The 20,983-nt window shown below is 31.9% G+C and carries 18 protein-coding genes; 5 read left to right on the top strand and 13 right to left on the bottom strand.

Going from position 1 to position 20,983, the window contains the following annotated elements; translation table 11 throughout:
- Positions 1-14: 14 nt before the first annotated feature.
- The 9 genes from ACY3JO_RS00370 to ACY3JO_RS00330 all read right to left on the bottom strand — a co-directional run bounded on the left by ACY3JO_RS00370 (position 15) and on the right by ACY3JO_RS00330 (position 12,143).
- Positions 15-3,608, bottom strand: a complete 3,594-nt coding sequence (locus ACY3JO_RS00370) for an IPT/TIG domain-containing protein (protein ID WP_463084844.1) — start codon at positions 3,606-3,608, stop codon at positions 15-17.
- 77 nt (positions 3,609-3,685) lie between these two features.
- A complete protein-coding gene (gene hypF, locus ACY3JO_RS00365) occupies positions 3,686-5,923 on the bottom strand; it encodes a carbamoyltransferase HypF (RefSeq protein WP_463084843.1) in 2,238 nt (745 codons plus the stop codon).
- Complete coding sequence (locus ACY3JO_RS00360; protein ID WP_463084842.1) at positions 5,923-6,345, bottom strand: hydrogenase maturation protease; 423 nt, start codon at positions 6,343-6,345, stop codon at positions 5,923-5,925. Before ACY3JO_RS00360 ends, hypF begins: the two co-directional genes overlap by 1 nt.
- Entirely contained in the window at positions 6,342-7,766 is a 1,425-nt protein-coding gene (locus tag ACY3JO_RS00355) for a Ni/Fe hydrogenase subunit alpha (protein WP_463084841.1), read from the bottom strand. The genes ACY3JO_RS00360 and ACY3JO_RS00355 overlap by 4 nt, the downstream gene beginning before the upstream one ends.
- Positions 7,767-7,779: 13 nt before the next feature.
- On the bottom strand, positions 7,780-8,322 hold the full coding sequence (locus tag ACY3JO_RS00350; protein ID WP_148806243.1) for an NADH-quinone oxidoreductase subunit B family protein: 543 nt from the start codon (positions 8,320-8,322) through the stop codon (positions 7,780-7,782).
- A gap of 14 nt (positions 8,323-8,336) precedes the next feature.
- Complete coding sequence (locus tag ACY3JO_RS00345; RefSeq protein WP_463084840.1) at positions 8,337-10,016, bottom strand: 2Fe-2S iron-sulfur cluster-binding protein; 1,680 nt, start codon at positions 10,014-10,016, stop codon at positions 8,337-8,339.
- 28 nt (positions 10,017-10,044) lie between these two features.
- Positions 10,045-10,776, bottom strand: coding sequence for a P-loop NTPase (locus ACY3JO_RS00340; RefSeq protein WP_463084839.1), 732 nt, complete (start codon positions 10,774-10,776; stop codon positions 10,045-10,047).
- The gene (gene hypA / locus ACY3JO_RS00335; protein ID WP_463084838.1) at positions 10,773-11,171 is read right to left on the bottom strand and encodes a hydrogenase nickel incorporation protein HypA; all 399 of its coding nucleotides are present in this window, start codon (positions 11,169-11,171) and stop codon (positions 10,773-10,775) included. The genes ACY3JO_RS00340 and hypA overlap by 4 nt, the downstream gene beginning before the upstream one ends.
- Positions 11,172-11,276: 105 nt before the next feature.
- Complete coding sequence (locus ACY3JO_RS00330; protein WP_463084837.1) at positions 11,277-12,143, bottom strand: homocysteine S-methyltransferase family protein; 867 nt, start codon at positions 12,141-12,143, stop codon at positions 11,277-11,279.
- A gap of 70 nt (positions 12,144-12,213) precedes the next feature.
- Between ACY3JO_RS00330 and ACY3JO_RS00325 the strand changes: the two genes are divergently transcribed.
- Positions 12,214-13,437 carry a glycerol-3-phosphate acyltransferase gene (locus ACY3JO_RS00325; RefSeq protein WP_463084836.1) on the top strand — a complete coding sequence of 408 codons (1,224 nt, stop codon included), beginning with the start codon at positions 12,214-12,216 and terminating at the stop codon, positions 13,435-13,437.
- Here the strand turns inward: ACY3JO_RS00325 and ACY3JO_RS00320 are convergent.
- The gene (locus ACY3JO_RS00320; RefSeq protein WP_463084835.1) at positions 13,434-14,147 is read right to left on the bottom strand and encodes a glycosyltransferase family 2 protein; all 714 of its coding nucleotides are present in this window, start codon (positions 14,145-14,147) and stop codon (positions 13,434-13,436) included. The genes ACY3JO_RS00325 and ACY3JO_RS00320 overlap by 4 nt on opposite strands.
- A 127-nt stretch (positions 14,148-14,274) precedes the next feature.
- Here ACY3JO_RS00320 and ACY3JO_RS00315 point away from each other — a divergent pair, with 127 nt between their 5' ends.
- Genes ACY3JO_RS00315 through ACY3JO_RS00305 form a run of 3 tightly spaced genes read left to right on the top strand, consistent with a single transcriptional unit; the run spans position 14,275 to position 15,610 of the window.
- The gene (locus tag ACY3JO_RS00315; protein WP_463084834.1) at positions 14,275-14,703 is read left to right on the top strand and encodes an RNA polymerase sigma factor; all 429 of its coding nucleotides are present in this window, start codon (positions 14,275-14,277) and stop codon (positions 14,701-14,703) included.
- Positions 14,700-15,149 (top strand): hypothetical protein, encoded by a 450-nt coding sequence (locus tag ACY3JO_RS00310; protein ID WP_463084833.1) that lies wholly within the window; start codon positions 14,700-14,702, stop codon positions 15,147-15,149. The genes ACY3JO_RS00315 and ACY3JO_RS00310 overlap by 4 nt, the downstream gene beginning before the upstream one ends.
- Complete coding sequence (locus tag ACY3JO_RS00305; RefSeq protein ID WP_463084832.1) at positions 15,146-15,610, top strand: hypothetical protein; 465 nt, start codon at positions 15,146-15,148, stop codon at positions 15,608-15,610. The genes ACY3JO_RS00310 and ACY3JO_RS00305 overlap by 4 nt, the downstream gene beginning before the upstream one ends.
- 28 nt (positions 15,611-15,638) lie before the next feature.
- On the opposite strand, the gene ACY3JO_RS00300 is transcribed toward ACY3JO_RS00305, so the two are convergent.
- The 3 genes from ACY3JO_RS00300 to ACY3JO_RS00290 are packed head-to-tail and all read right to left on the bottom strand — an operon-like array spanning position 15,639 to position 19,645.
- Positions 15,639-17,066 (bottom strand): phosphomannomutase/phosphoglucomutase, encoded by a 1,428-nt coding sequence (locus ACY3JO_RS00300; protein ID WP_463084831.1) that lies wholly within the window; start codon positions 17,064-17,066, stop codon positions 15,639-15,641.
- Between the two features lie 42 nt (positions 17,067-17,108).
- The gene (locus ACY3JO_RS00295; protein ID WP_463084830.1) at positions 17,109-18,281 is read right to left on the bottom strand and encodes a M20 metallopeptidase family protein; all 1,173 of its coding nucleotides are present in this window, start codon (positions 18,279-18,281) and stop codon (positions 17,109-17,111) included.
- Positions 18,278-19,645, bottom strand: a complete 1,368-nt coding sequence (locus ACY3JO_RS00290) for an HD domain-containing phosphohydrolase (protein ID WP_463084829.1) — start codon at positions 19,643-19,645, stop codon at positions 18,278-18,280. The genes ACY3JO_RS00295 and ACY3JO_RS00290 overlap by 4 nt, the downstream gene beginning before the upstream one ends.
- Positions 19,646-19,740: 95 nt before the next feature.
- On the opposite strand from ACY3JO_RS00290, the gene ACY3JO_RS00285 reads away from it, so the two are divergent.
- Complete coding sequence (locus tag ACY3JO_RS00285; RefSeq protein WP_463084828.1) at positions 19,741-20,976, top strand: competence/damage-inducible protein A; 1,236 nt, start codon at positions 19,741-19,743, stop codon at positions 20,974-20,976.
- Positions 20,977-20,983: the final 7 nt, after the last annotated feature.

The raw sequence follows: 20,983 nt of genomic DNA, 5'->3' as shown, positions 1-20,983 counted from the left end.
ATATCATTAAGAAGTTATTTAAATTGAATTGAAATCCAACCAGGAAGGATAAAGTCTTTTTGTACATCGTAAACTGTTAAATTTTTCTCTACATCTATATAAAAACATCTGACTGTACAATTTATCTCTCCTTCTATTGTTACTCCAATTACATTATTTTGATATTTCCAATCTCTTATTTTACCCTCAAATTTGCCTTTTACTATTGTATTCCAATAATCTCTGCCATCATCAAAGAAACTCCATTCAAAATAGACTACTATATTTTCATCATCGTAAGATCCAGATGCTATAGATGTATGATATCCTTCTCCTTTTACCCCTTCTATATTACCGTCAGAAAATTTAAGGTAAACGACAGCAGGTGTTTCTATATACCATTTACCTTCTCTATGGATCCACTCGGGTAATGTAAAACTTAACCCATGAATACCATTTAAATTTCTTTTTAGAGGAGTTTTAACTTTTGTCTTTGCATTAAAATTTACATCTTTATTTGATTCGTAAGTATAGTTTTCTCCTATGTATACCACTACAGGACCTGTTTGAACATTTTCTGGAACTTTAATTTTTATCTCTTTGTCACTCCAGCTTTCAATTTGGGCTTGGGTATTTCCAATCATAACTTTACTTTTGGATGATTGATTTTTTCCAAAAGAAAATCCTTTTATTGTAATGATATCTCCAGGAGATCCTGTATTGGGCTCTATTGAGGTAACTTTTGGAATAAGGGATATAACTGCTTTTATAGAGAAGGAATCTCTTACTAAATCTCCTTCCCATAATCCCACTCTTATTAATATCTCTTGTTTTCCATCTTTATCGCCAAGGGTTAAGTCTCTTATATCTTCAAGTTTAAATTGATGATTATAAGTTATGTAGTTTGCCTCATTAAATTTTGCTTCAGGAAGGGTAAATTTAGCTCTATCGTAGATTATACGCTTTCCTGGAACTCCATATTTACTTTCATCTATTGTGGCATATACCTCTACATCTCTTTTATAATTGGATCCATTAAATATATTTAGTGTTAAATTTAAAACTTCTGCATCTTGAGGTATTACTTCTAATTTATCACCTATTGATTTAACCCATATATAACCATCTTTACTTTCGGATGGTTTTATCTGTAGTTGATAAAGAGGAGATAATTTCTGAGTATTAGGATTTCTTACAAGGAAAGATAGATCGCCTGCAGTCATTGATCCTTTTTCATCTCTTCCCGGAAGTTCAATGGATAAAGATGGACTTTCAGCATAGTTTCCATCAACAACTATTATTATGTACTTTTCGGTTGGAAATTTATGTCTATTTTTAATGAAATTCCAATCTCTGATGGTGTACATAGTTCCGTTTTCATTGTTTGCTGGAGAAATATTTTGGGGATCATGCATGATTATTTTTTCTCCATTTTCGGTATATCCAAGTAATACTACAGCATGGTTTCCCCAACTTAAAATAACGGGATGTCCTTTATCTATTTCAGAAAGGACCTTCCATTTTAAATGGTCTGATTTAAAGAGAGGTATTGAATAAGCAGTAAAACCCGTTTCTTTACTAAGATAATCTTTCAGAGAATATACTATTTGATCTTCGTCTAAGCCAAAATCAGAGTCATTTGCCTTTAGCTCTCTTAAAATATCATATAACTTTACATCTTTTCCTGCAAATTTTAGAAACATTAGTGCACTCGTTGAAACACAAGATTCACCAATCTGTTCGTAATATGGCATTCTTATGATCTTTTCTTTTTGTTTTGGGGTGTATTTAGGAATATATCCTATATATATGAATAGTCTATCTTTTAGACTAAGAGTATTAGAATCAGCGCTTATCTTTTCTAATGTGTTGTAACATAACTTTATATTTGACAGAGATGACCTATATATTAAAGATGGTGAGAGTTTTATTGAAATAATTCCTGTGGAGGGATTATATTCATATTCTAAATCAAATTTCCCTTTATTTATATGGTCGTAGCCAAAGATGTTTAATTCATCATTTGTTAAAGCTTTTGGCCCATTTACAACAAGAGTAATTTCGCCTAAAAGTTTTTGAATACCACTTATTTCAATCCCTTTTGCCTCCTTTGAGTAAAATATTGGATTAGTGATTGATTTTATGCTTATCTTTGTATCTTCTTTGATTGTATTTGGAGGGATTAAAAGTTTTGTTCCATCTGATAATTCTATCTTTCCTCCTAAAGAACCTATAATATTTTCTGATTGTGTGACTTTTTCTCCCTTATCATAAAAGGATACTTGTTCAGTAGCTATGTTTTCTGCTTTTGTTTTGATACTTGCCACAACTACATTTGATGGTAAACCCTCCCTATTATCACTATATACAGGTATTGCTATATAAAAATATGAAACACCTTCTTCTACATCTTTATCCACATAACTATTTTTAGTAGTGAAGAAAGATATAGCAGGGGAAGAGGACTTGCTATTTACCATACCACGATATAATTTATATCCAGTTAAATTTTTCATATCTTCTGGTGGATCCCATTCAAGGACAATCTTATCTTCCTTTATATCTGCTCTTAAGCTTTTATATGGAATAATAGATTCTTGGGTAGGAATAGTATCTAAAATCTTTGTCCCATGCCAATCAGTATGCCATTCCCCAGAATTACCATATCTCCATTTTCCAGTGAAGGATTTACCATCAGGAGATAATGTAAGCTCAAATTCTCCTCCATCATTGGGTGGAGAATAGGTAGGGGCTTCTAACCAAATACCTATTAATTTATTTCCTTTTACTTCCCCAATAAGTTTTCCATTATCATGTTCATAATTTCCCTCAACAATATTTCCTTTTTGTACTAAATACATCTTTCCCCAGTTTGTATTCCAAGTTCCAGTCCAAACAAAATTTGTTATGTCAATATTTTCTGATGTCTTACTCTGGGTATTAAGCATGGATACGCAAACATTATCAAAGTATCCACTATTTGCGTAAGTCATGAAACCTAATTTTCCTGTTTTGAACGTATCATCTTGAGCGGATAAAATTTCTTTGTCGTCAATGAATACTTTTATTTGTTTTCCTACTGCTTCAATAGTTATCCTATATTTTTTTCCAACTTCATAAGAGTTATTCTTATCAATAGCAAGTACTTGAAATGGTTTGCCATTAACAATCTTATCAATTCTTCTGAAAGGTCCTTTATTTTGAGGGTCTTTTACCATGATGAATCTATAATAATTGTTTTTATCTTGATATCTAAAGACAGCTCCAATTCCATCATCATCAGTGGATGTTAAATCAAAGGAGAATATGAAATCTGAGAAACTTTCTTTGGTAACTATGTGGGTACCTTGAAAGTAGTCATATTCACCATCTGCTCTATACACATTACTATTTTGAACAAGTTTTCCATTTTGTATTTTCCAATCAGAAGAAGGAGCATCATCCACAATGATCCAATTTGTACCTATTTCATTTCTTTCAAAATCGTCATAGAATGCAGTACAAGTTTGATTGTATTTATCTTCAATATTGTTAATGTTAGCTTCTAAATGAGGCGATGTTGTTTCAAAAAAGAATATAATAATTAAGATTATTATAAGGGGTCTCAATTTAATTATTAAATTATTCATGAGGTCCTCCTAGAATAATTTAATATTTTTATTTCCCCTTTACATAAAATAATTATAACATAGAAATCAAAAACTTTTCAGTTTTTACCCATTATAATTTGTCCTAATGAAATGCCCCCATCATTTGTAGGTACATTTTTATGGGTGAGTACTTCAAAACCTTTATTTCTTAGCAAAGGTATAGTTGTTCTTAAAAGAAGTCTATTTTGAAATACGCCTCCTGATAAGCCTATTTTATTGATTTTATATTCTTCTCTTAGTATTTCAGAGATTTGTAGAATTATTTGGGTGATGGTGTTATGAAATTTTTTGGCGATATCTTTTTTCTTATATTTTTCTTTTTCTAAAATTATCTTTTCAATGGTTGGATAAATATCAATCTCAAATGTTTCTTTTTCTTCTATTATTTTAAAAGGATAAAAGCCTTCTTCGTCAGATTCCATGGCATGCATCTCAAGTTCTATAGCAGATTGACCCTCATAATCTATTTTTTCCCTTATTCCTAAAAGTGCAGAGACTAAATCAAAAATTCTCCCACAAGATGATGTATAAAATGTATTTTCATCTTTTTCAATGAGCCTTTTTATTATCTCCTTTTCAAAGGGATCAATATGGGAGAATATTTTTTCAATTTCAGATGGAAAATACTTGGTTATATAAGATAGTGAAATTAATCTTGGGTTTTCTATGGCATAATCTCCTCCAGCTACTGGAAAATATTTAAAATGAGCCACTCTTTTTACTTCCTCCATATTTCCTATAAATACTTCTCCACCCCATATGTTTCCATCCTCTCCATATCCAGTACCATCAAAGGAGAAACAAATAATATTATCAGTGATTCCTCTATCTAAGAGTAGAGAGAAGAAGTGGGCTTTATGATGTTGAATGGCTTTAACCTCCATGTACTTTTTAAATTTTTCTGCAAAATCTGTGGATAAATATTGGGGATGTAAGTCATGTACTAAGATTTCGGGCTCTATCCTAAATAGTCTGATAAATTCTTGAATTGTTTCTTCATATACCAGAAGGGTATCTTTATCTTTTAAATCTCCAATATGGGGACTCATAAAAACATAGTTTTCTTTACCAAGAGATAAGGTGTTTTTCAATTCTCCACCAAGGGCAAGAGTAGGCTTTATTTTTAAGGGAATTTTTATAGGATCTGGAGCATATCCTCTTGCTCTTCTTATAATATTTAATTCTTTATTTTCTATAAATACTACACTGTCATCTACTCTATGGGCTATATTTCGGTTGTGAAAGATAAATACATCGGCTATGTTTTTGAGTTTTTCCTTTGCAAGATCATTATCCTTAATAATGGGTTCCTCAGAGAGGTTTCCACTTGTCATGATAAGAGGTTTTGGAAAGTGATCAAATATTAGGTATTGATAGGGGGTATAGGGTAACATTATTCCTAAATATTTGTTATTAGGAGCCACATATTTGGATATATCTCCCAAATCTTTAATTTTTAAAAGGACTATTGGTCTCTCTTTTGAAAGTAATGTTTTTTCTTCGTCTTCACTCACATAGCAGTATTTTTTTACCATATCCATGTCTCTCATCATAAGAGCAAAGGGTTTTGATAGTCTTTTCTTTCTTTCTCTTAATTTTATTACTGTCCTTTCATTAGTAGCATCACAGGCTAAATGGAAGCCACCAAGCCCTTTTATAGCTAATATTTTTCCTTCTTCCAAATATTTTCCAATTTTTTCAAAAATGTTTGAGACTTCTTCTCCATCTATCCAGATTTTTGGTCCACAATCATAGCAAGATATAGGTTGGGCATGAAATCTTCTTGATTCCGGATCATGATATTCTTCTTTGCATCTTTCACACATCTGAAATATTTTCATGGTTGTTTTATCTCTATCATATGGTAAATCTTCAATAATGGTATATCTTGGTCCACAATTAGTACAGTTTATAAATGGATAATTAAATCTGCGATCTTTTGGATCTCTCATTTCTTTAAAGCAATCTTCACATATGGCTATATCTGGAGATATGAAGTTAAACCCAGTATCTTCTTTGCTTTCAATAATTGAGAAATCTATAATGTTTTCTGAAAAATTTATTTCTTCTTTTTCAATTTTTTCTATTTTGGATAGAGGAGGTGCTTCTTTTACAAGATCCTCCAGAAATTTTTTTATTTTTTCTTCCTCTCCTTGGATTAATATATGAACAGATCCTGTAGAATTTAGAATCCATCCTCTAAGATTTAGGCTTTTGGCAAGCCTATATACAAAGGGTCTAAAACCGACTCCTTGGACAATTCCCCAGATTTTTATCTTATAGGTTTTTTCCATTATATATTTTCAATAAATCCTTTTATAAATTCTAATCCTTTTTTTAGGTTTTCTAAAGCTTTTTCTGAGATTTCTTCTCCAAAATCAAAATCATACCCTCTTATGGATAGAAGATAAAATTCCGGGTTTTTATTATAAAGGGTTTTTGTCCAAGAGAGTAGTTCTTCACAAGATGTGTGATGGGTAAGAGGGGAGAAGGTCTTTTCCTCTGTGATTTTTTTAAAGGATATTTCATCTCCTTCTATGGAAGCATCAATAAAGATGACTATATCATAATCTTTAAGGATTTCTGCCATATCAAAAGTAAGCTCCTGGACCTTGAGTTTTTCCATGTTATTCTCTATAAGGTCCAGGAGCTTTATTCCTAATCCATCATCTCTTCTATATGGATTACCAAAACCCACTAACAATACTTTTTTCAATCTCTCTTTATTATATCTAATAGATTTCCTTCTTTGTCATAAAGCTCTATTAATAGGGGCATTTTTCCTATGGCATGGGTAGAGCAGGAGAGACATGGATCATAGCATCTTATAGCTCCTTCAACCCTATTTAGCATCCCTTCTTTTAAGTTTTTACCATCTATAAAGGCTTTTGCTACTTCCTCTACTGCCTTATTCATTGCCCAGTTATTATGTCCTGTTGATACTATCAAGTTTACTTTTTCAATAGTTCCTTTTTCATCTACCCAATAATGGTGAATTAGGGTACCACGAGGAGCTTCTACTACTCCAATTCCTTCCTCATTGACTACTTCTCCAAGTCTTAGCACATCTTGGCTCATTGCCTCTGGATCTTCAAGAATTTCTCTTGTCCTTTCTAAAGCATAGATGGTTTCAATTAATCTTGCATAATGGTAATATATGGATCCTTCTACTGGTTTTCCATTTCCAAGAGCTTTAAATTTCTTAAATTCTTCATTGGCTATAGGTGTACTTATTTTTTCTGCCACATTTAGTCTTGCAAGAGGCCCTACTCTATATACTCCCTCAGGATACCCAAAAGGTTTGTAATAGGGGAATTTTAAGTATGTCCAATCTTCCACTTTTTCTCCAATGTATTTTAGATAATACTTGGGCTTAAATTCTTTCACTATATTTCCATCTTTATCCATGAATCTTATTTTTCCATCATAAAGTTCTAATGATCCATCATCTTTTACAAGTCCCATATAACCTGTGGAGAAGCTGGCAAATTTATCACAGGTCTCTTTATTCTTCTCTATAAAGTCCTCTGCTATTTTTATACCCTCTTTTATATACTCTATCATCTCATCTATTCCCTTTAATATCTCGTCTCTTGCTTCAGCAGATAGGGCAGAGTTTACCCCACCTGGTACTGCAAATGTGGGATGTATTCTTCTACCTGCCACAAGTTCAATGATTCTTTGTCCAAATTTTCTAAGCTTTACTGCTTTTAAGGCAAGTTGAGGATTTGCTTGAATTAATCCTACCACATTTCTTATTTTAGGATCCGCATCCCAACCAAGTATAAGATCTGGCCCTGCAAGTTCAAAAAAGTGCATTGAGTGGGACTGAATCATCTGTCCCATATGGATTAGTTCTCTTAAGAGTTTAGCGGTTCTTGGTATATCTACACCTATAATTTCGTCAGTAGCTTTAGCAGATGCTAAATGGTGGCTAATGGGACATATTCCACAGATTCTTGGTGTAATTACTGGCATTTCAGAGAAGTGTCTTCCTTCAGAAAATTTTTCAAAGCCCCTAAATTGGTCTACGTGCATAAAGGCTTTTTCCACTTTTCCATCTTCATTTAAATGTATTGTAACTCTTGCGTGTCCTTCTATTCTTGTAACTGGGCTTATGGTAATTTTTCTTTCCATAATTCTCACCTCATTATTCATACTTAAGAAGTTCGCCTTCTAACTTAGGTACTCTGCCTTCTAAAATTTCTTTTAATACATAATAAATGGCATCTGCTGAAGGTGGACAACCCGGAATGTAGAAGTCTACTTTTATAACTTCATTTACTGCCTTTACCTTTGATAGATGTTTTCCTATCTCTTCAGAAGAAGGTATTTTGCCTTGTACTGTACTTTCTGTGGTAATATAGCCTCTTTCAAGAAGTTCTTCTACAGGCACATAATTTCTCATGGTAGGAATTCCACCAAATACAGCACAATCTCCAAGGGCAACTATAAATTTACATCTTTCTCTCATCATTTTTACTTCTTCTTCATGATGGTCTGTAGCTACCGCTCCTTCAATTATTCCTATATCTGTTCCTTCATCAGGTATCTTTAAATCTGTTATAGGAGTAGCATTAATCTCCAAACCTTTATTTATAAGTTCTACAAGTCGCTCGTCCATGTCCAAGAAGGACATATGGCATCCAGAACACCCCTCACACCATATGGAAGCTACTTTTATCTTACCCATTTTTTCACCTCTTTTTAAGAAACTTTTTCTGCTCTTCCTAAGATTTGGGATAGGAAAGTCTTTAGATCTACAGTATCGTATGTTGGTCTTAATATCTTCTCTTTCTTTAATTTCTTTCCTTCTAAATTATAGAAAGTTCCTTCTCTTTCAAAACCATTAGAGATTCCGACTAATACTGTAGCTTTATGGATTTCATCATCTTCATATGGTGTAAATACAAAGACTGTTGCATCCTTTATATTTAGATTCTTTAGACCATCTAAATTCTTTCCAAATACAAATATGCATTCAGCTGTAATGTTGTTATGTTTTATTCCTAATTTTTGAAGTCCTAAAGAATTGGTCTCTTTTGGTAGATAGAGGAATTTGGCATTTGTTAGTGATGATAGAAGCTTTATTTCATCGCTATCTATATCCTTATATATAACTACTACATCATCTTGCTTCTTAATTATATCCAAAGCCATGGACATATCCTTTATGTTAAATACATAATCAGCAATCTTGACAAGACTATTAAATTCTTTATCTATCACCATAAGTTTTGCTTTATTTCCTATCACATTTCTTTTCACTATAGATCCTACGGTACCATATTCTCTATTGAGATCTGCACCAATAACAACGTAGAAGTTTCTATTATCTAATTCTTTTAGTGTGATATTAGATGGAATTGGAATTTTTTCAGGATAAAGAGCATACACCTTGTCCTTGAATATTTCTTTGATTAGTTCCAATTCTTCATTAAATAGAGTACCATCTACATAAGCGATTCCTTTATCTATTTTATCTTTTACTAACTTTATAAGTTGATCTTCACTAATTTTTCTATATCCAAAATCATCTTTTACTCTTATTCCTATTAACCTTTCCTTTTCATCATAAAGGGATAAATATCTTCCAACTTTACAAAGTACTCCTTGAGATACATCAGAGTTCCAATCTCCATATATTTTTACTATGAAATTTGCTCCTTTCTTTTTATAAACCTCTATTCCACATCCTACTGGACATAAATCACAATTTGTATTAATGACATCTGATTGTACCTCTCTACCTAAGTAAGCTGACCTTTTATCTATAATAGCTCCTGTGGGGCATACTTGAGCACAAAGCCCACAGGACACACAAGTTGATTTACCAAGAGGTGTATCCATATCTGCAATAATCATGGTATCAATTCCTCTTTCCATTTCACCAAGGACAAAATGTCCTGCTACTTCAGAACATGCTCTTACACATCTTCTACATAGTACACAGCGATTATGATCCATAAGTATGAAAGGATGAGAATTGTCTACAGGGAATTTCCTCTCGTAAGTAGGAAATTCAAAGTGATCTAATCCAAATTCGTATCCCAGATCTTGAAGTTCGCATTCACCTGTGACTTCACAATACATGCAATAGTGATTCCTTTCTGTGAACAGTAGCTGTAGAACAAGTTTTCTTGAATTGATTACATTGGGTGTATCGGTTTTTATGTCCATGTTTGGTTCTACTGGAGTTGTACAGGCGGTTTTCAAAACGCCCCTATCTTCTACTACACACAATCTACATGAGCCTTGAGGCATCAGTGGTTCATAATGACAAAGTACAGGTACGTGTATACCAAGTTCCTTTAAGACTTGGAGCACAGTTTTACCAGGAGAAACTTCTACCTCATTTCCATTTACCTTAATCTTGATGTTCTCCATAGTCCACCCTCTCTCTTATACAAGATTTTTATGCAAAGAAATTAACTATTTGAGAGATTTCTTTTGAGATAGGAGAATTAATTATTTCATTATAATTTCCGTAGTAATTTTCTAAATTATCATAAAAGGATATATTTCCTATATAAGGTATACCTAAACTATTACATTTTTCTCTTACAAAATCTTGATCTCCTATTTTCATATTCTCAATGAGCCCAAGTATAGGTATATTTTGCTCTTTTAAAAAATTTATAAGCTTTTCTACTGTTTCCATGGCGATTCTGGTAGAGTTTGTTACTATAAGGAACTCCAATCTGTTAATTAATCTTATAAGGTCTAAGAGGATCTCTCCCATTCCAGGAGGCATATCTATAATAAGGAAATCAAGAGGATTCCATCTTGTTATTGTAAATATTTCGATCAGTGTATCTGTTAATTCTTTTCCTCTCATGATAAGTGGTTTGTTTTGGGTGAAGTAAATGATGGACATGAAATCAATATTATTAATATTTACTGGTATTAGGCCATATTCTTCTTTAGGAAAAGAATGGGAATTATTCAAAAAGATATGTAAGGAAGGACCATATAAATCAAGATCTAAAAGGCCTACTTTATAATTTTTTTCCTTTAACAAAAGGGCCAAAAGTGCAGATACAGTGCTTTTTCCAACTCCTCCCTTTCCACTTGCTACAGGTATTATTCTTTTTATGTTTTCTAATCTTTTTTCGATTATTGATAATCTGGGATCAATAAGTTTCATAATACATCCTCTATAAATACTCCTCTTCCTTCTGTTATTTCAAAATCAGGGCTTCCACATTTTGGACATTTAATATATACATGGATGGTTTCTGGTACAAAGTGAATTGCTTCTTTTTCTTCTTCATTAAGTTGGTTAAAACTTTCGTAAAAAGCCCATTTATGTCCACAAAAATTGCATAATAGATAAGCTGGAAAATTCTCATATTTTATTTCTGCACTCTCTATAATTGTGTCTTTACAAAGTTCTTTTAATGCAAAATCAAAAATTTCTAAATCTATTTGTTGAATTTCTCCTACTTTTAACAATATAGTTTTTACCTTTCTCAGATTTTTATTCTGAGCTATTTCTAAAGCTGTGTTTACAACACCTTCTGCTAAAGCCCACTCGTGCATTTTTTAACAAATCTTTTTTGTTTTTGATTTTATCTAAATTTTGTACAAATATCAAGAATTAGATACTTCCAAGGGTATATGAAATTATAGGGTTATTAAAGATTGTTATAATTTAGGACAGAACTCTTTGAATACACCTATATGTGTAGGGGTAGTACCACAACACCCCCCTATAAAATCTATACCTAAGTTAAGCATCTTTTCTACAAATATTTTAAAATCATTTGGAGTAGCAGGATATACAAGTTTTCCATTTTCCCATTTAGGAATACCTGCGTTAGGTTGAATAAGTACTGGAAGATCTGTAATTTTTCTTATAATTTCAGCTATCTTAATCATATCTTCTATACCCTTTCCACAATTTGCTCCCACAAAGTCTGCCCCTTCTTCTTGTAACCTTTTAATAGATGTTTCTATGTCATCTCCAAAAGGAGTTCTTCCATGATTTCTAATCCATTCAAAACTCATAGTTACCCCAACTAAGGTGTTGTATTTTTTCGCAGATTTTAGTGCTATCAAGGCTTCTTGGAGATAAATCATGGTCTCTATAAGTATGAAATCAACACCAGCCTCTACTAATATTTTTATCTGTTCGGAAAATACCTCTTCAGCTTCTTCTTCAGTTATATCTCCAAAAGGTGCCAAAAGTTCACCTAAGGGACCTATTGATCCTGCAATGAATACTTTTCCTTCTGATGCTTTTTTGGCTATCTCTACCCCTTTTCTATTTATTTCCTCAATCTTGTCTTCAAGTCCTGCTCTTCTTAACCTTATTCTATTACCACCAAAAGTATTGGTTTCTATAACCATAGCTCCTGCCTTTATGTAATCTCTATGTACTTCTTCAACTAAGGATGGATTCTGAAGGTTTAATATTTCAGGAGGAGATCCTGCAGGAAGACCTCTTCTCTGTAATTCTGTGCCCATAGCTCCATCAAAAAATAATCTTTTTGGAAGATTTATTCTTTTCATAATGGTAAGTATAGCATAAAATGAATTAGAAAGAGTAGAAATAAGAAATAAAATTTTTGGGGGCGTAAATATGACTACTTTAGTTAGGGTTCTTATATCATCCTTAATAGGATATCTTTTTGGTTCCTTTTTACCAGGTTATTTTTTACCTCTGTGGATCAAAAAGATTGATATTAGGAAAGTAGGAGATGGTAATCCTGGTACTTTGAATGTAAAAAGGACAGTTGGGGGATTCTTAGCCTTTATTACTGCTTTATATGATGTCCTTAAAGGATTTATACCTATGTTTATAATCCATAATCTATTTAAATATTCTATTCCCTATGCATATTTAGCAGGTTTTTCTGCTGTTTTAGGACATAAATTTCCTTTTTATTTGGATTTTAGAGGGGGAAGAGGGTTTGCTACTTCTTTAAGTCTTTTCTTTTTTATATTTTTTAAGGTAATTTGCCAAAGCTTTTCAGTATTGCAGGTCTTTTATCTTTTATCATATATTATTCTTTATGCTTTATTGCTTAATATGGCCACAAAGGGTAAGGGTGATGTATTTACTATGACCATGTTTCCTATTATAGTTACTTTCGTAGGGCTTAATATTGGCTTGAATACAGACTATTGGTTTATGTTTTCTTTAGTTTTTATTATTGTTATGGAGGCAGTTAAAAACTTAATAAGAGATGGATTTAAATTTTATGCTGAAAAACATACATTTTGGAGGATAATTTCACATCCTTTTGCTTTACTCTTTGTACCTCTTGCTATTATATTTTCCAAAATATTTGTAATTATATTGATAGGTATAATTCTTGCTCTTTTCTTTATAATTGATCTCTTAAGGATTTTAGTATGGAAAGTAGAGAACTTTTTCCAGTTTGAACTTTTTAAAAACTTCAGAATTTTTAAGGAGAAAGAGAAGGGTAGAGTTTCTTCTGTAACAAACTTTCTTCTTGGAATATTTTTAAGTTTTGTCCTTTTTGATATGAATATTTCCTTCGCTTCTCTTGGATTCACATCCCTTGGAGATATGATGGCAAAATGGGTTGGAATTAATTTTGGAGAAAGAAAAATATTTAAGAATAGTGAAAAGACATTAGAGGGCTCTCTTGGTTTTCTATGTGCCAGTATAACTTGTGCTTTCTTCCTTTGGTATTTCTCTAAATTACCCCTTTATTTAGTATCTATAGGCGCAATTATTGCTTTTATTGTGGAGGCTGTTCCAAATCCTATTGATGATAATTTTAGTGTGCCTATAATATCAGGGACAGTGATGGAGCTATTACATAGGCTTTTTTAACGAAGTACTTTGTATTTGATCTTTTTCTTTTTGCTATAGGGTAGGGATGCATAGTACATCCATTGGAATAATTGTTTTATCCATCCATTTTTCTCAAATCTTCTTGTGGATGAATAAACCTTATTAGTCTTAAAGAAGAAATATTTTGCTCTTTTTCTACATTGTCTTATCATCATAGTATCTTCATCAAAGGTTAAGCTTTCATCATATCTGAGATCTTTTAGGAGATCCCTTCTTATTATCTGTATGGATCTTGTAGTTTTTGTGACTTTATTGGCAAAATTATAAAAATGATACCAACATCTTGCTTTTCTTGAATCTGGGTAAGGCAGAAGGGATACCATACCACATCCTAAATTCTCATTAGCATGTTCATGGAGATATTTGTTAAGATCTTTTAAAAAGTCTTTTTCAAAATAGGTATCCGCATCTAAAAATATAACCCAATTGCTATTATCAGAAAGGTTTTCAATGCCTATATTTTTAGCTTTAGAGACACCTGATTCCTTTATGGATATAATTTTGAACCATGGAGGAGAATTTTTTCTAATTACATCAAGGGTATTATCTGTGGATCCGTTTTCTACTATGATTACTTCTAATTTCTCCTTAGGGTAATCTATTTCTTTGAGGTGTTCAATAGTATTCTCAATGTATCCTACTTCATTATGGGCAGGTATTACAATTGAGAAAAAGTAATAGTCTTCCAAGAACGTATCTCCTTTCATGCAATTTAGCATTTATTTTATAACATAAAGAATACTTCTGCAATTTTTGAAAATTTATATATCTGTAATATAATTTTATTAAATGGACAATATTGAGAAATATTTTAAAATGTACGGAGAAGAGATTTATATATTTCTTAGAAAGTTTTTGAAGGATGAGGAAATAGCAAAAGATATTCTTCAAGAAACTTTTTTGAAAGCCATGAAAGTATCCTTAGAAGAAGAAAAAGCAAAAAATTATCTTTTTAAGATAGCGAAAAATCTTGCTATTAATTATTTAAGAAAAGAGGGAAGATTGGTTTATGAGGAAGAACTATTAGAAGGGAATGTAGAAGATCCTGAATATATAATAGAGAATAGGGATATATGGAGACCTTTGAATGAAATTGAGAAAGAAGTTTTGATTCTTTATTATTATAAGGGCTATTCCTATGAAGAGATAAGTAAAAAACTGAGAATTCCTCTTAATACTGTAAAAAGTCATATTTATAGGGCTAAAAAAAAGATATATAATTATTTAAAAGGAGAGAAAAAATGAATTGTGAAGAGTTTAGAGAGAAAATGTTTTTATACCCTGAAGTAGATGAGGATTTCTTTTTACATCTTCAATCTTGCGAAGAGTGTAAAAAAGAATTTGATAAGTTCTTGCAAATAGAAAAAATTATTAAGGATAAAATTTATGAAGAAGAAATAAGAAAGGAATGGGAGAGAATATCTTTTGATATACTTAAAAGATTAAGATTAGAAGTAATAAAAAGAAAGATTTTAACCATCTTCTTAATATTTTTAGAACTAATTTTTTCCTTTTTGTTTATCTTTGTTGTATATAGATTTTTAAAGGTTTTTTCCTTTGATTTTTCATTTATTAGTCTGGTTTTTAAAGGTTTTTTAGCTCTTATTTCCCAATTAAACTTTTATCTTTTTTTGTTAACTCTTATACTATTTGTCTTCTATACAGAATTTAATAAGAGATCCTTTAGGTGAAAAGATTGGATAAGAAAAAAATTGATTTAGAAAAATTAGAAAAGTCTATTAGGAATATAGTTAGGAGAATGGATATAGAGAATATAGTTAGACGGGCTATTGAACATTATGATCCTCCTACTCTAAACGGTATTGTAGCTTTGGATTTAAAAACAGGTGAGGTTTTTAGCTATTCTTCTTTGGAGAATCCTACATTTAGTAATACTATTGTTACTCTTTATGTACTTCCTGTATCTCGCTTTCCTTTAGACAGACTATTTTCTGAAAAAGATTTGAATCTTGCTAAAATGCTTCTTGGTGATAGTTGGAATTTTAGTGCCAGAGATATTGCAAGTGCCCTTGGTAAAGATTTTAAAGAAATAGAGGATAAAATGTTTGAAATTATTATGGATGAGGATTCTCCCGAAGAAAAAATAATTGAAAATGTCCTAAATTATGTAAGAAAAGTTTTATCTTTGTAGAAGAGGAGAAGGGGCTTAGCCCTTCTCCTTAGCAAGCTTCTTTGATTATACTTTCAAAAATCTTATGGTAAAATTCTAACTTTTCAGGAGAATTTGCTTCAAATCTTAATACAATAACTGGTTCTGTATTGCTTGCTCTGGCTAATGCCCAGCCATCAGAAAATTCAATTCTTACACCATCTATTGTTATAACCTTCTGTATATCTTTTTCTATTTCAGGATACTTTTCTTTTAATCTATCAAAGAAGGTCCTAATGATCTCAAATTTTTTCTCTTCACTGCAATGGACTCTGAGCTCTGGTGATGCATATACCTTGGGGAATTCTTTAAGAAAATCAGAGAAAACAAAATTTGGATTATTAAGCTTTTCTATTGCATATAGCTCCAAAAGTCTCATGGTTGCATAGATGGCATCATCATATCCGAAGAATCTATCATTAAAGAATATATGTCCACTCATTTCTCCTGCAAAAAGTGCATTTTCTTCTCTTAGCTTTTTCTTAATTAGGGAATGGCCTACAGGAGATAATACTGGAACTCCTCCTAATTTTTCTATTAGGTCAAAAAGATATTTGGAGCATTTTACTTCTCCTATAATTTTTCCTCCTGGCCTTTCTTTTAATATTCCTTTGGCAAAGATATAGGCTAATCTATCTCCATATACTACTTCTGCTTTTTCATCTACGACCCCCAGTCTATCAGCATCTCCATCATAGGCTATACCAAAATCAGCCTTTTCTTTTAAGATAGTTTCTCTTAATGTCTTTAGAGTTTCAATTACTGTAGGATCTGGGTGATGATTGGGAAAGTTTCCATCAGGTTCTGAGTATAAATCAATTACTTCAATTCCAAGTTTTCTGAGTACATCAGGGGCTACCAATCCCCCGCATCCATTTCCAGAATCGACAACTAATTTTATGCTTCCTTTAGGGAGCTTTGTTATGGCAGAATTTCCAAATTCATTAAGAAGAAATTCTTTGTATGAAGATATGATATCAAAAGTTTCATAGGTGCCCTCTTTATCTGATTTTTGATCCTTAAGATTTATGGCTATCTCGTATAACTCCTGAATTTGAGGACCATAAATAGTTTCCTTTCCTACACAGATTTTCATACCATTGAATTGGGGTGGATTATGGCTTCCTGTAATCATAAGACCGCCATCTACAGGAAGCTTGAAAAGGGAGAAATAAAGAAGTGGTGTAGGACAGAGCCCTATATCTATGACGCTTATTCCAGACGATCTTAAGCCTTCAATTAGTCCTTCTGAAAGTTCTTTTGAAGATAATCTTGCATCTCTTCCTACTGAGACCTTTAGATCTTCTTTATTTATTCTTTTTCTAATAAATTCTGCATAGGCTTTTCCAATTATTTTGGCCACTTCTCTATTTAGATTTTTTGGTACTTCTCCCCTTATATCATACATTCTAAATATAGTTTTATCTAAGTTAGCCATTTATTACTTCCTCCCTCTTACTATTTTTTATTTTCAAAAAAATTATATCAGATTTTGTAATGCTATTCTAACAAAGATTTCTATACCTATTGCCATAACTTCCTCGTCAAAATCAAAATAGGCAGAGTGATGGGGATGAATAAGGCCTTTTTCTTCATTTCTTGATCCAAGGAAAAACATGGTTCCAGGTCTTTCTTCCAAAAAGTATGAAAAATCTTCTCCACCCATAGAAGGATTCATTTCCTCTATATTTTCTTCTCCTATAACTTCTTTTGCTACATTTTTAACAAATTCTGTCTCATGATCGTTATTTCTTCCTGGAGGATACCCAAATTGATATTCCAAATCTACCTTACATCCAAAGGCTTCTCCTATTTTTTGAGATATGGTTTTTATTCTATCTGCCACTTTTTCTGCTATTTTTTGATCAAAGCTTCTTACAGTACCTTCTATTTCCGCTTCCTCTGGAATTACATTGAAGGTATTACCGCTTTGAATTTTGCAAACACTTAATACAAAAGGAGTTAATGGATCTATTTCTCTTGCGGGTATGGCTTGGAGAGCTTGAACTATATTTACAGCCACGATAATGGGATCAATACTGTGATGAGGAGCAGAGCCATGTCCTCCCTTTCCTCTTATCTTTATAGTAAAGGCATCTGCTTGAGCACAGAATACCCCTTTTCTTATTGCAATTTTCCCTTTTGGCAAAAGATTCCAAAGGTGTAATGCATAAACTTTATCTACATATGGATTTTCAAGAATCCCTTCTTTAATCATAAGTTCTGCACCGCCTGGGGGAAGCTCTTCAGCAGGTTGGAAGGCAAACTTAACATTTCCTTTTAATTGGTCTCTAAGTTTACTAAGAATTTTGGCAGTACCTAATAATATGGCTGTATGCCCATCATGTCCACATGCATGCATAACTCCCGGATTGCGAGATTTATATGATACATTATTTAATTCTTCCAATGGTAAAGCGTCTATATCTGCTCTAAATAAGATGGTCTTTCCATTTTCTTTTCCCCTTAATAACCCTAAAACTCCTGTTTTAGCTATATTTTTCCTTACCTCGATTCCATTTTTTTCTAAATAATCTGCTATTTTTTCAGAAGTTCTAAATTCTTGAAATCCTAACTCAGGATACATGTGAAAATCTCTTCTAAGCTCAATTACTTCTGGTAAGATCTCTTTAATCATCTCTTTTAAATTCATAGTCTTATCCTCCCTTTGTCTATGGCATATAAGAAAGCATCAACTACATCGGGATCATATAAAATACCCCTATTATTTTTAATTTCATCTATAGCAACTTCTAAAGGTAAGGGAGGACGATAAGGTCTATGAGATGTCATGGCTTCTACCACATCTGCTACTCCTATTATTCTTGCTTCCATAAGAATCTCTCCATTTTTAAGTCCCAAAGGATATCCTGATCCATTTATTCTTTCGTGATGTTGATATATCACAAAGGCTACTTCCTTTAAAACATTTATTTTTTTTAAGATATTATAACCTATTTCTGTATGTGTATTTACAAGCCTCTTCTCTAGTAGAGTAAGGGGACCAGGTTTATTTAAAATCTCAGAGGGAATAGCAAACTTTCCTATATCATGTAGTAAAGCGCAAATATTTAAAAATCTTATTCTGTCTTGTGAAAATCCTAATATTTTACCTGTTACTGAAGATATCTTAGCAACCCTTTTTTGATGTCCAGAAGTATAAGGATCCTTTAATTCTACAAGCTCTGCTGATACTTTTATAACTTGATATAATGAGGACCTTGTTCTTCTTTCTTCTATGGTTTTCTCTTCCAAGGATTTTTCTAATATTTCATATAACTTGGCATTTTCTATTGCAAGACTGATAATAGGTATCATAAAACATAGTTTTTCTATATCTTTTTGAGTAAACGAATAGGGCTTGTCACTATCAAGACCTATGATACCTATAAGATTATTGTTATATATGATAGGAATTATCAGATGAGATTTAATCCAAGACGTCTCTGGTATATATACCCAATTGGGATATTCATCAGTATTTTCTATAAGTAGGGGACTTTTGGTGGATATAACGGTTTTTATAGTGTAGAACTCTTTTTCTGTCAATTCTAAAGCCTTTATAAACTCTGCTACGTTGTATTTTTCATATCCTCTAAAAGCTAAAAATTTAATTTTATCTTCATAAAGTATTCCAATATTTGCAGATGTGTAGTTTACTACTTTTTCTATTTCCTCTAATATCTTTTCTAAAATTTTTCTTATATTTTCACTTTTACTTTTAACTTCTAAGTCTTTTAAAAATTCCTTTATTTCAAGGAAGATAATCTCAAATAGGCTAATGTCTAAATTTGTAAGCTTCTTTTCTCCCTTGATTATTAATGTTAAAGGTTTTTCAGAGGTTTGTAGCAATTTTGAGTATTCGTTTTCTGAATTTACATATTTTATGCTTGGATAGTAAGAAATGTTTAGTTTAGAAGAATTAAGTATATTATTTATTCTATTTATACAGTCTTCAAGATTTTCAGACCTTTTTATTGTGTCTTTAATCTTCAGCAGTAAATCAAGATATTTCAATATTATTCTCCTTGTTAACCATAATTAAAAATTATTGTAAACTATTATAATAATATCATGTAAAAGTAACTTTTAAAAGAAAGGAAAAAATAGAGATGATTTGTGAAATATTATCAGTAGGTACAGAGCTTCTTCTTGGGGATATTTTAAATACCAATACACAATACTTAAACAGACGACTTGCTGAACTTGGTATAACGGTATATTTCAATACTACTGTAGGGGATAATCCAATAAGATTAAAGAAAGCTCTTGAAATTGCTTTTTCAAGAAGTGATATGGTAATTGCCACAGGAGGGCTTGGACCTACTAAGGATGATCTTACTAAAGAAGTTTCTGCCGAATTTTTTGATAAAAAATTAATCCTACATGAGGAATCTTTAAATAGAATAAAAGAGTTTTTTGAAAAAAGAGGTTTACCTCTTACAGAAGGAAATATAAAACAGGCGTATATAATTGAAGGGAGCAAAGTGATACCAAATGATTGGGGAACAGCTCCTGGAATAATTTATGACAATAATGGAAAAGTACTCATTCTTCTTCCTGGTCCACCAAGAGAGATGATACCTATGTTTGAAACATACGTAGTACCATATCTTCTTACTCTTTCTTCCGAGACTATTCAGTCAAAAGTATTAAGAGTCTGTGGTTTAGGAGAAAGTTTTATGGAAGAGAGGGTTAAGGATTTAATAGAAAATCAAACCAATCCGACAATAGCTCCATATGCAAAAGAAGGAGAGGCTATTTTAAGAATAACAGCTAAGGCAAAAAGTAAAGAAGAGGCAGAGAAATTAATAGAAGAAGTGATGAGAGATATAAGAAAAAGATTAGGAGACTTTATTTATGGAGAAGGAGATGTTACTCTGGAAGAGGTAGTCGTTAAATTATTGATGGAGAAGGGAAGAACTATTGCTATTGCTGAATCATGTACAGGAGGAATGATATCATCAAGAATTGTTAATGTACCTGGAGTTTCAAAAGTGTTTAAGGAAGCAATTATTGCTTATAGTAATGAAGCAAAGATTAAGAGGCTAAATGTTTCGGAAGAGACTTTGAGAAAATATGGGGCTGTTAGTAAAGAGTGTGCATTAGAGATGGCAAGAAATGTAGCTTTGATGTCAGGAGCAGATATAGGTCTTTCTGCTACTGGGATTGCTGGGCCTGAGGGTGGAACTTCTAATAAGCCTGTAGGACTTGTTTATTTGGGGCTCTACATGAATGGAGCTGAAAATTATAAGGAGTTGAAACTTTCTGGTGATAGAAATAGAATTAGATTATATATTACTATAAATGCATTGGATTTTTTAAGGAGGCATATTTTAAATTCGTAAAATAATA

It is taken from the genome of Dictyoglomus sp. LHC4 (assembly GCF_055181355.1).
This window is presented reverse-complemented; position numbering and strand designations above follow the sequence as displayed.

Bases quoted from the DNA above. Each gene is read 5' to 3' on its own strand.
- ACY3JO_RS00345 (WP_463084840.1), bottom strand. From the start codon at position 10,016: ATGGAGAACATCAAGATTAAGGTAAATGGAAATGAGGTAGAAGTTTCT.
- ACY3JO_RS00325 (WP_463084836.1), top strand. From the start codon at position 12,214: ATGACTACTTTAGTTAGGGTTCTTATATCATCCTTAATAGGATATCTT.
- ACY3JO_RS00310 (WP_463084833.1), top strand. From the start codon at position 14,700: ATGAATTGTGAAGAGTTTAGAGAGAAAATGTTTTTATACCCTGAAGTA.
- ACY3JO_RS00300 (WP_463084831.1), bottom strand. From the start codon at position 17,066: ATGGCTAACTTAGATAAAACTATATTTAGAATGTATGATATAAGGGGA.
- ACY3JO_RS00370 (WP_463084844.1), bottom strand. From the start codon at position 3,608: ATGAATAATTTAATAATTAAATTGAGACCCCTTATAATAATCTTAATT.
- hypF (WP_463084843.1), bottom strand. From the start codon at position 5,923: ATGGAAAAAACCTATAAGATAAAAATCTGGGGAATTGTCCAAGGAGTC.
- ACY3JO_RS00315 (WP_463084834.1), top strand. From the start codon at position 14,275: ATGTACGGAGAAGAGATTTATATATTTCTTAGAAAGTTTTTGAAGGAT.
- hypA (WP_463084838.1), bottom strand. From the start codon at position 11,171: ATGCACGAGTGGGCTTTAGCAGAAGGTGTTGTAAACACAGCTTTAGAA.
- ACY3JO_RS00340 (WP_463084839.1), bottom strand. From the start codon at position 10,776: ATGAAACTTATTGATCCCAGATTATCAATAATCGAAAAAAGATTAGAA.
- ACY3JO_RS00295 (WP_463084830.1), bottom strand. From the start codon at position 18,281: ATGAATTTAAAAGAGATGATTAAAGAGATCTTACCAGAAGTAATTGAG.
- ACY3JO_RS00355 (WP_463084841.1), bottom strand. From the start codon at position 7,766: ATGGAAAGAAAAATTACCATAAGCCCAGTTACAAGAATAGAAGGACAC.
- ACY3JO_RS00350 (WP_148806243.1), bottom strand. From the start codon at position 8,322: ATGGGTAAGATAAAAGTAGCTTCCATATGGTGTGAGGGGTGTTCTGGA.
- ACY3JO_RS00330 (WP_463084837.1), bottom strand. From the start codon at position 12,143: ATGAAAAGAATAAATCTTCCAAAAAGATTATTTTTTGATGGAGCTATG.
- ACY3JO_RS00285 (WP_463084828.1), top strand. From the start codon at position 19,741: ATGATTTGTGAAATATTATCAGTAGGTACAGAGCTTCTTCTTGGGGAT.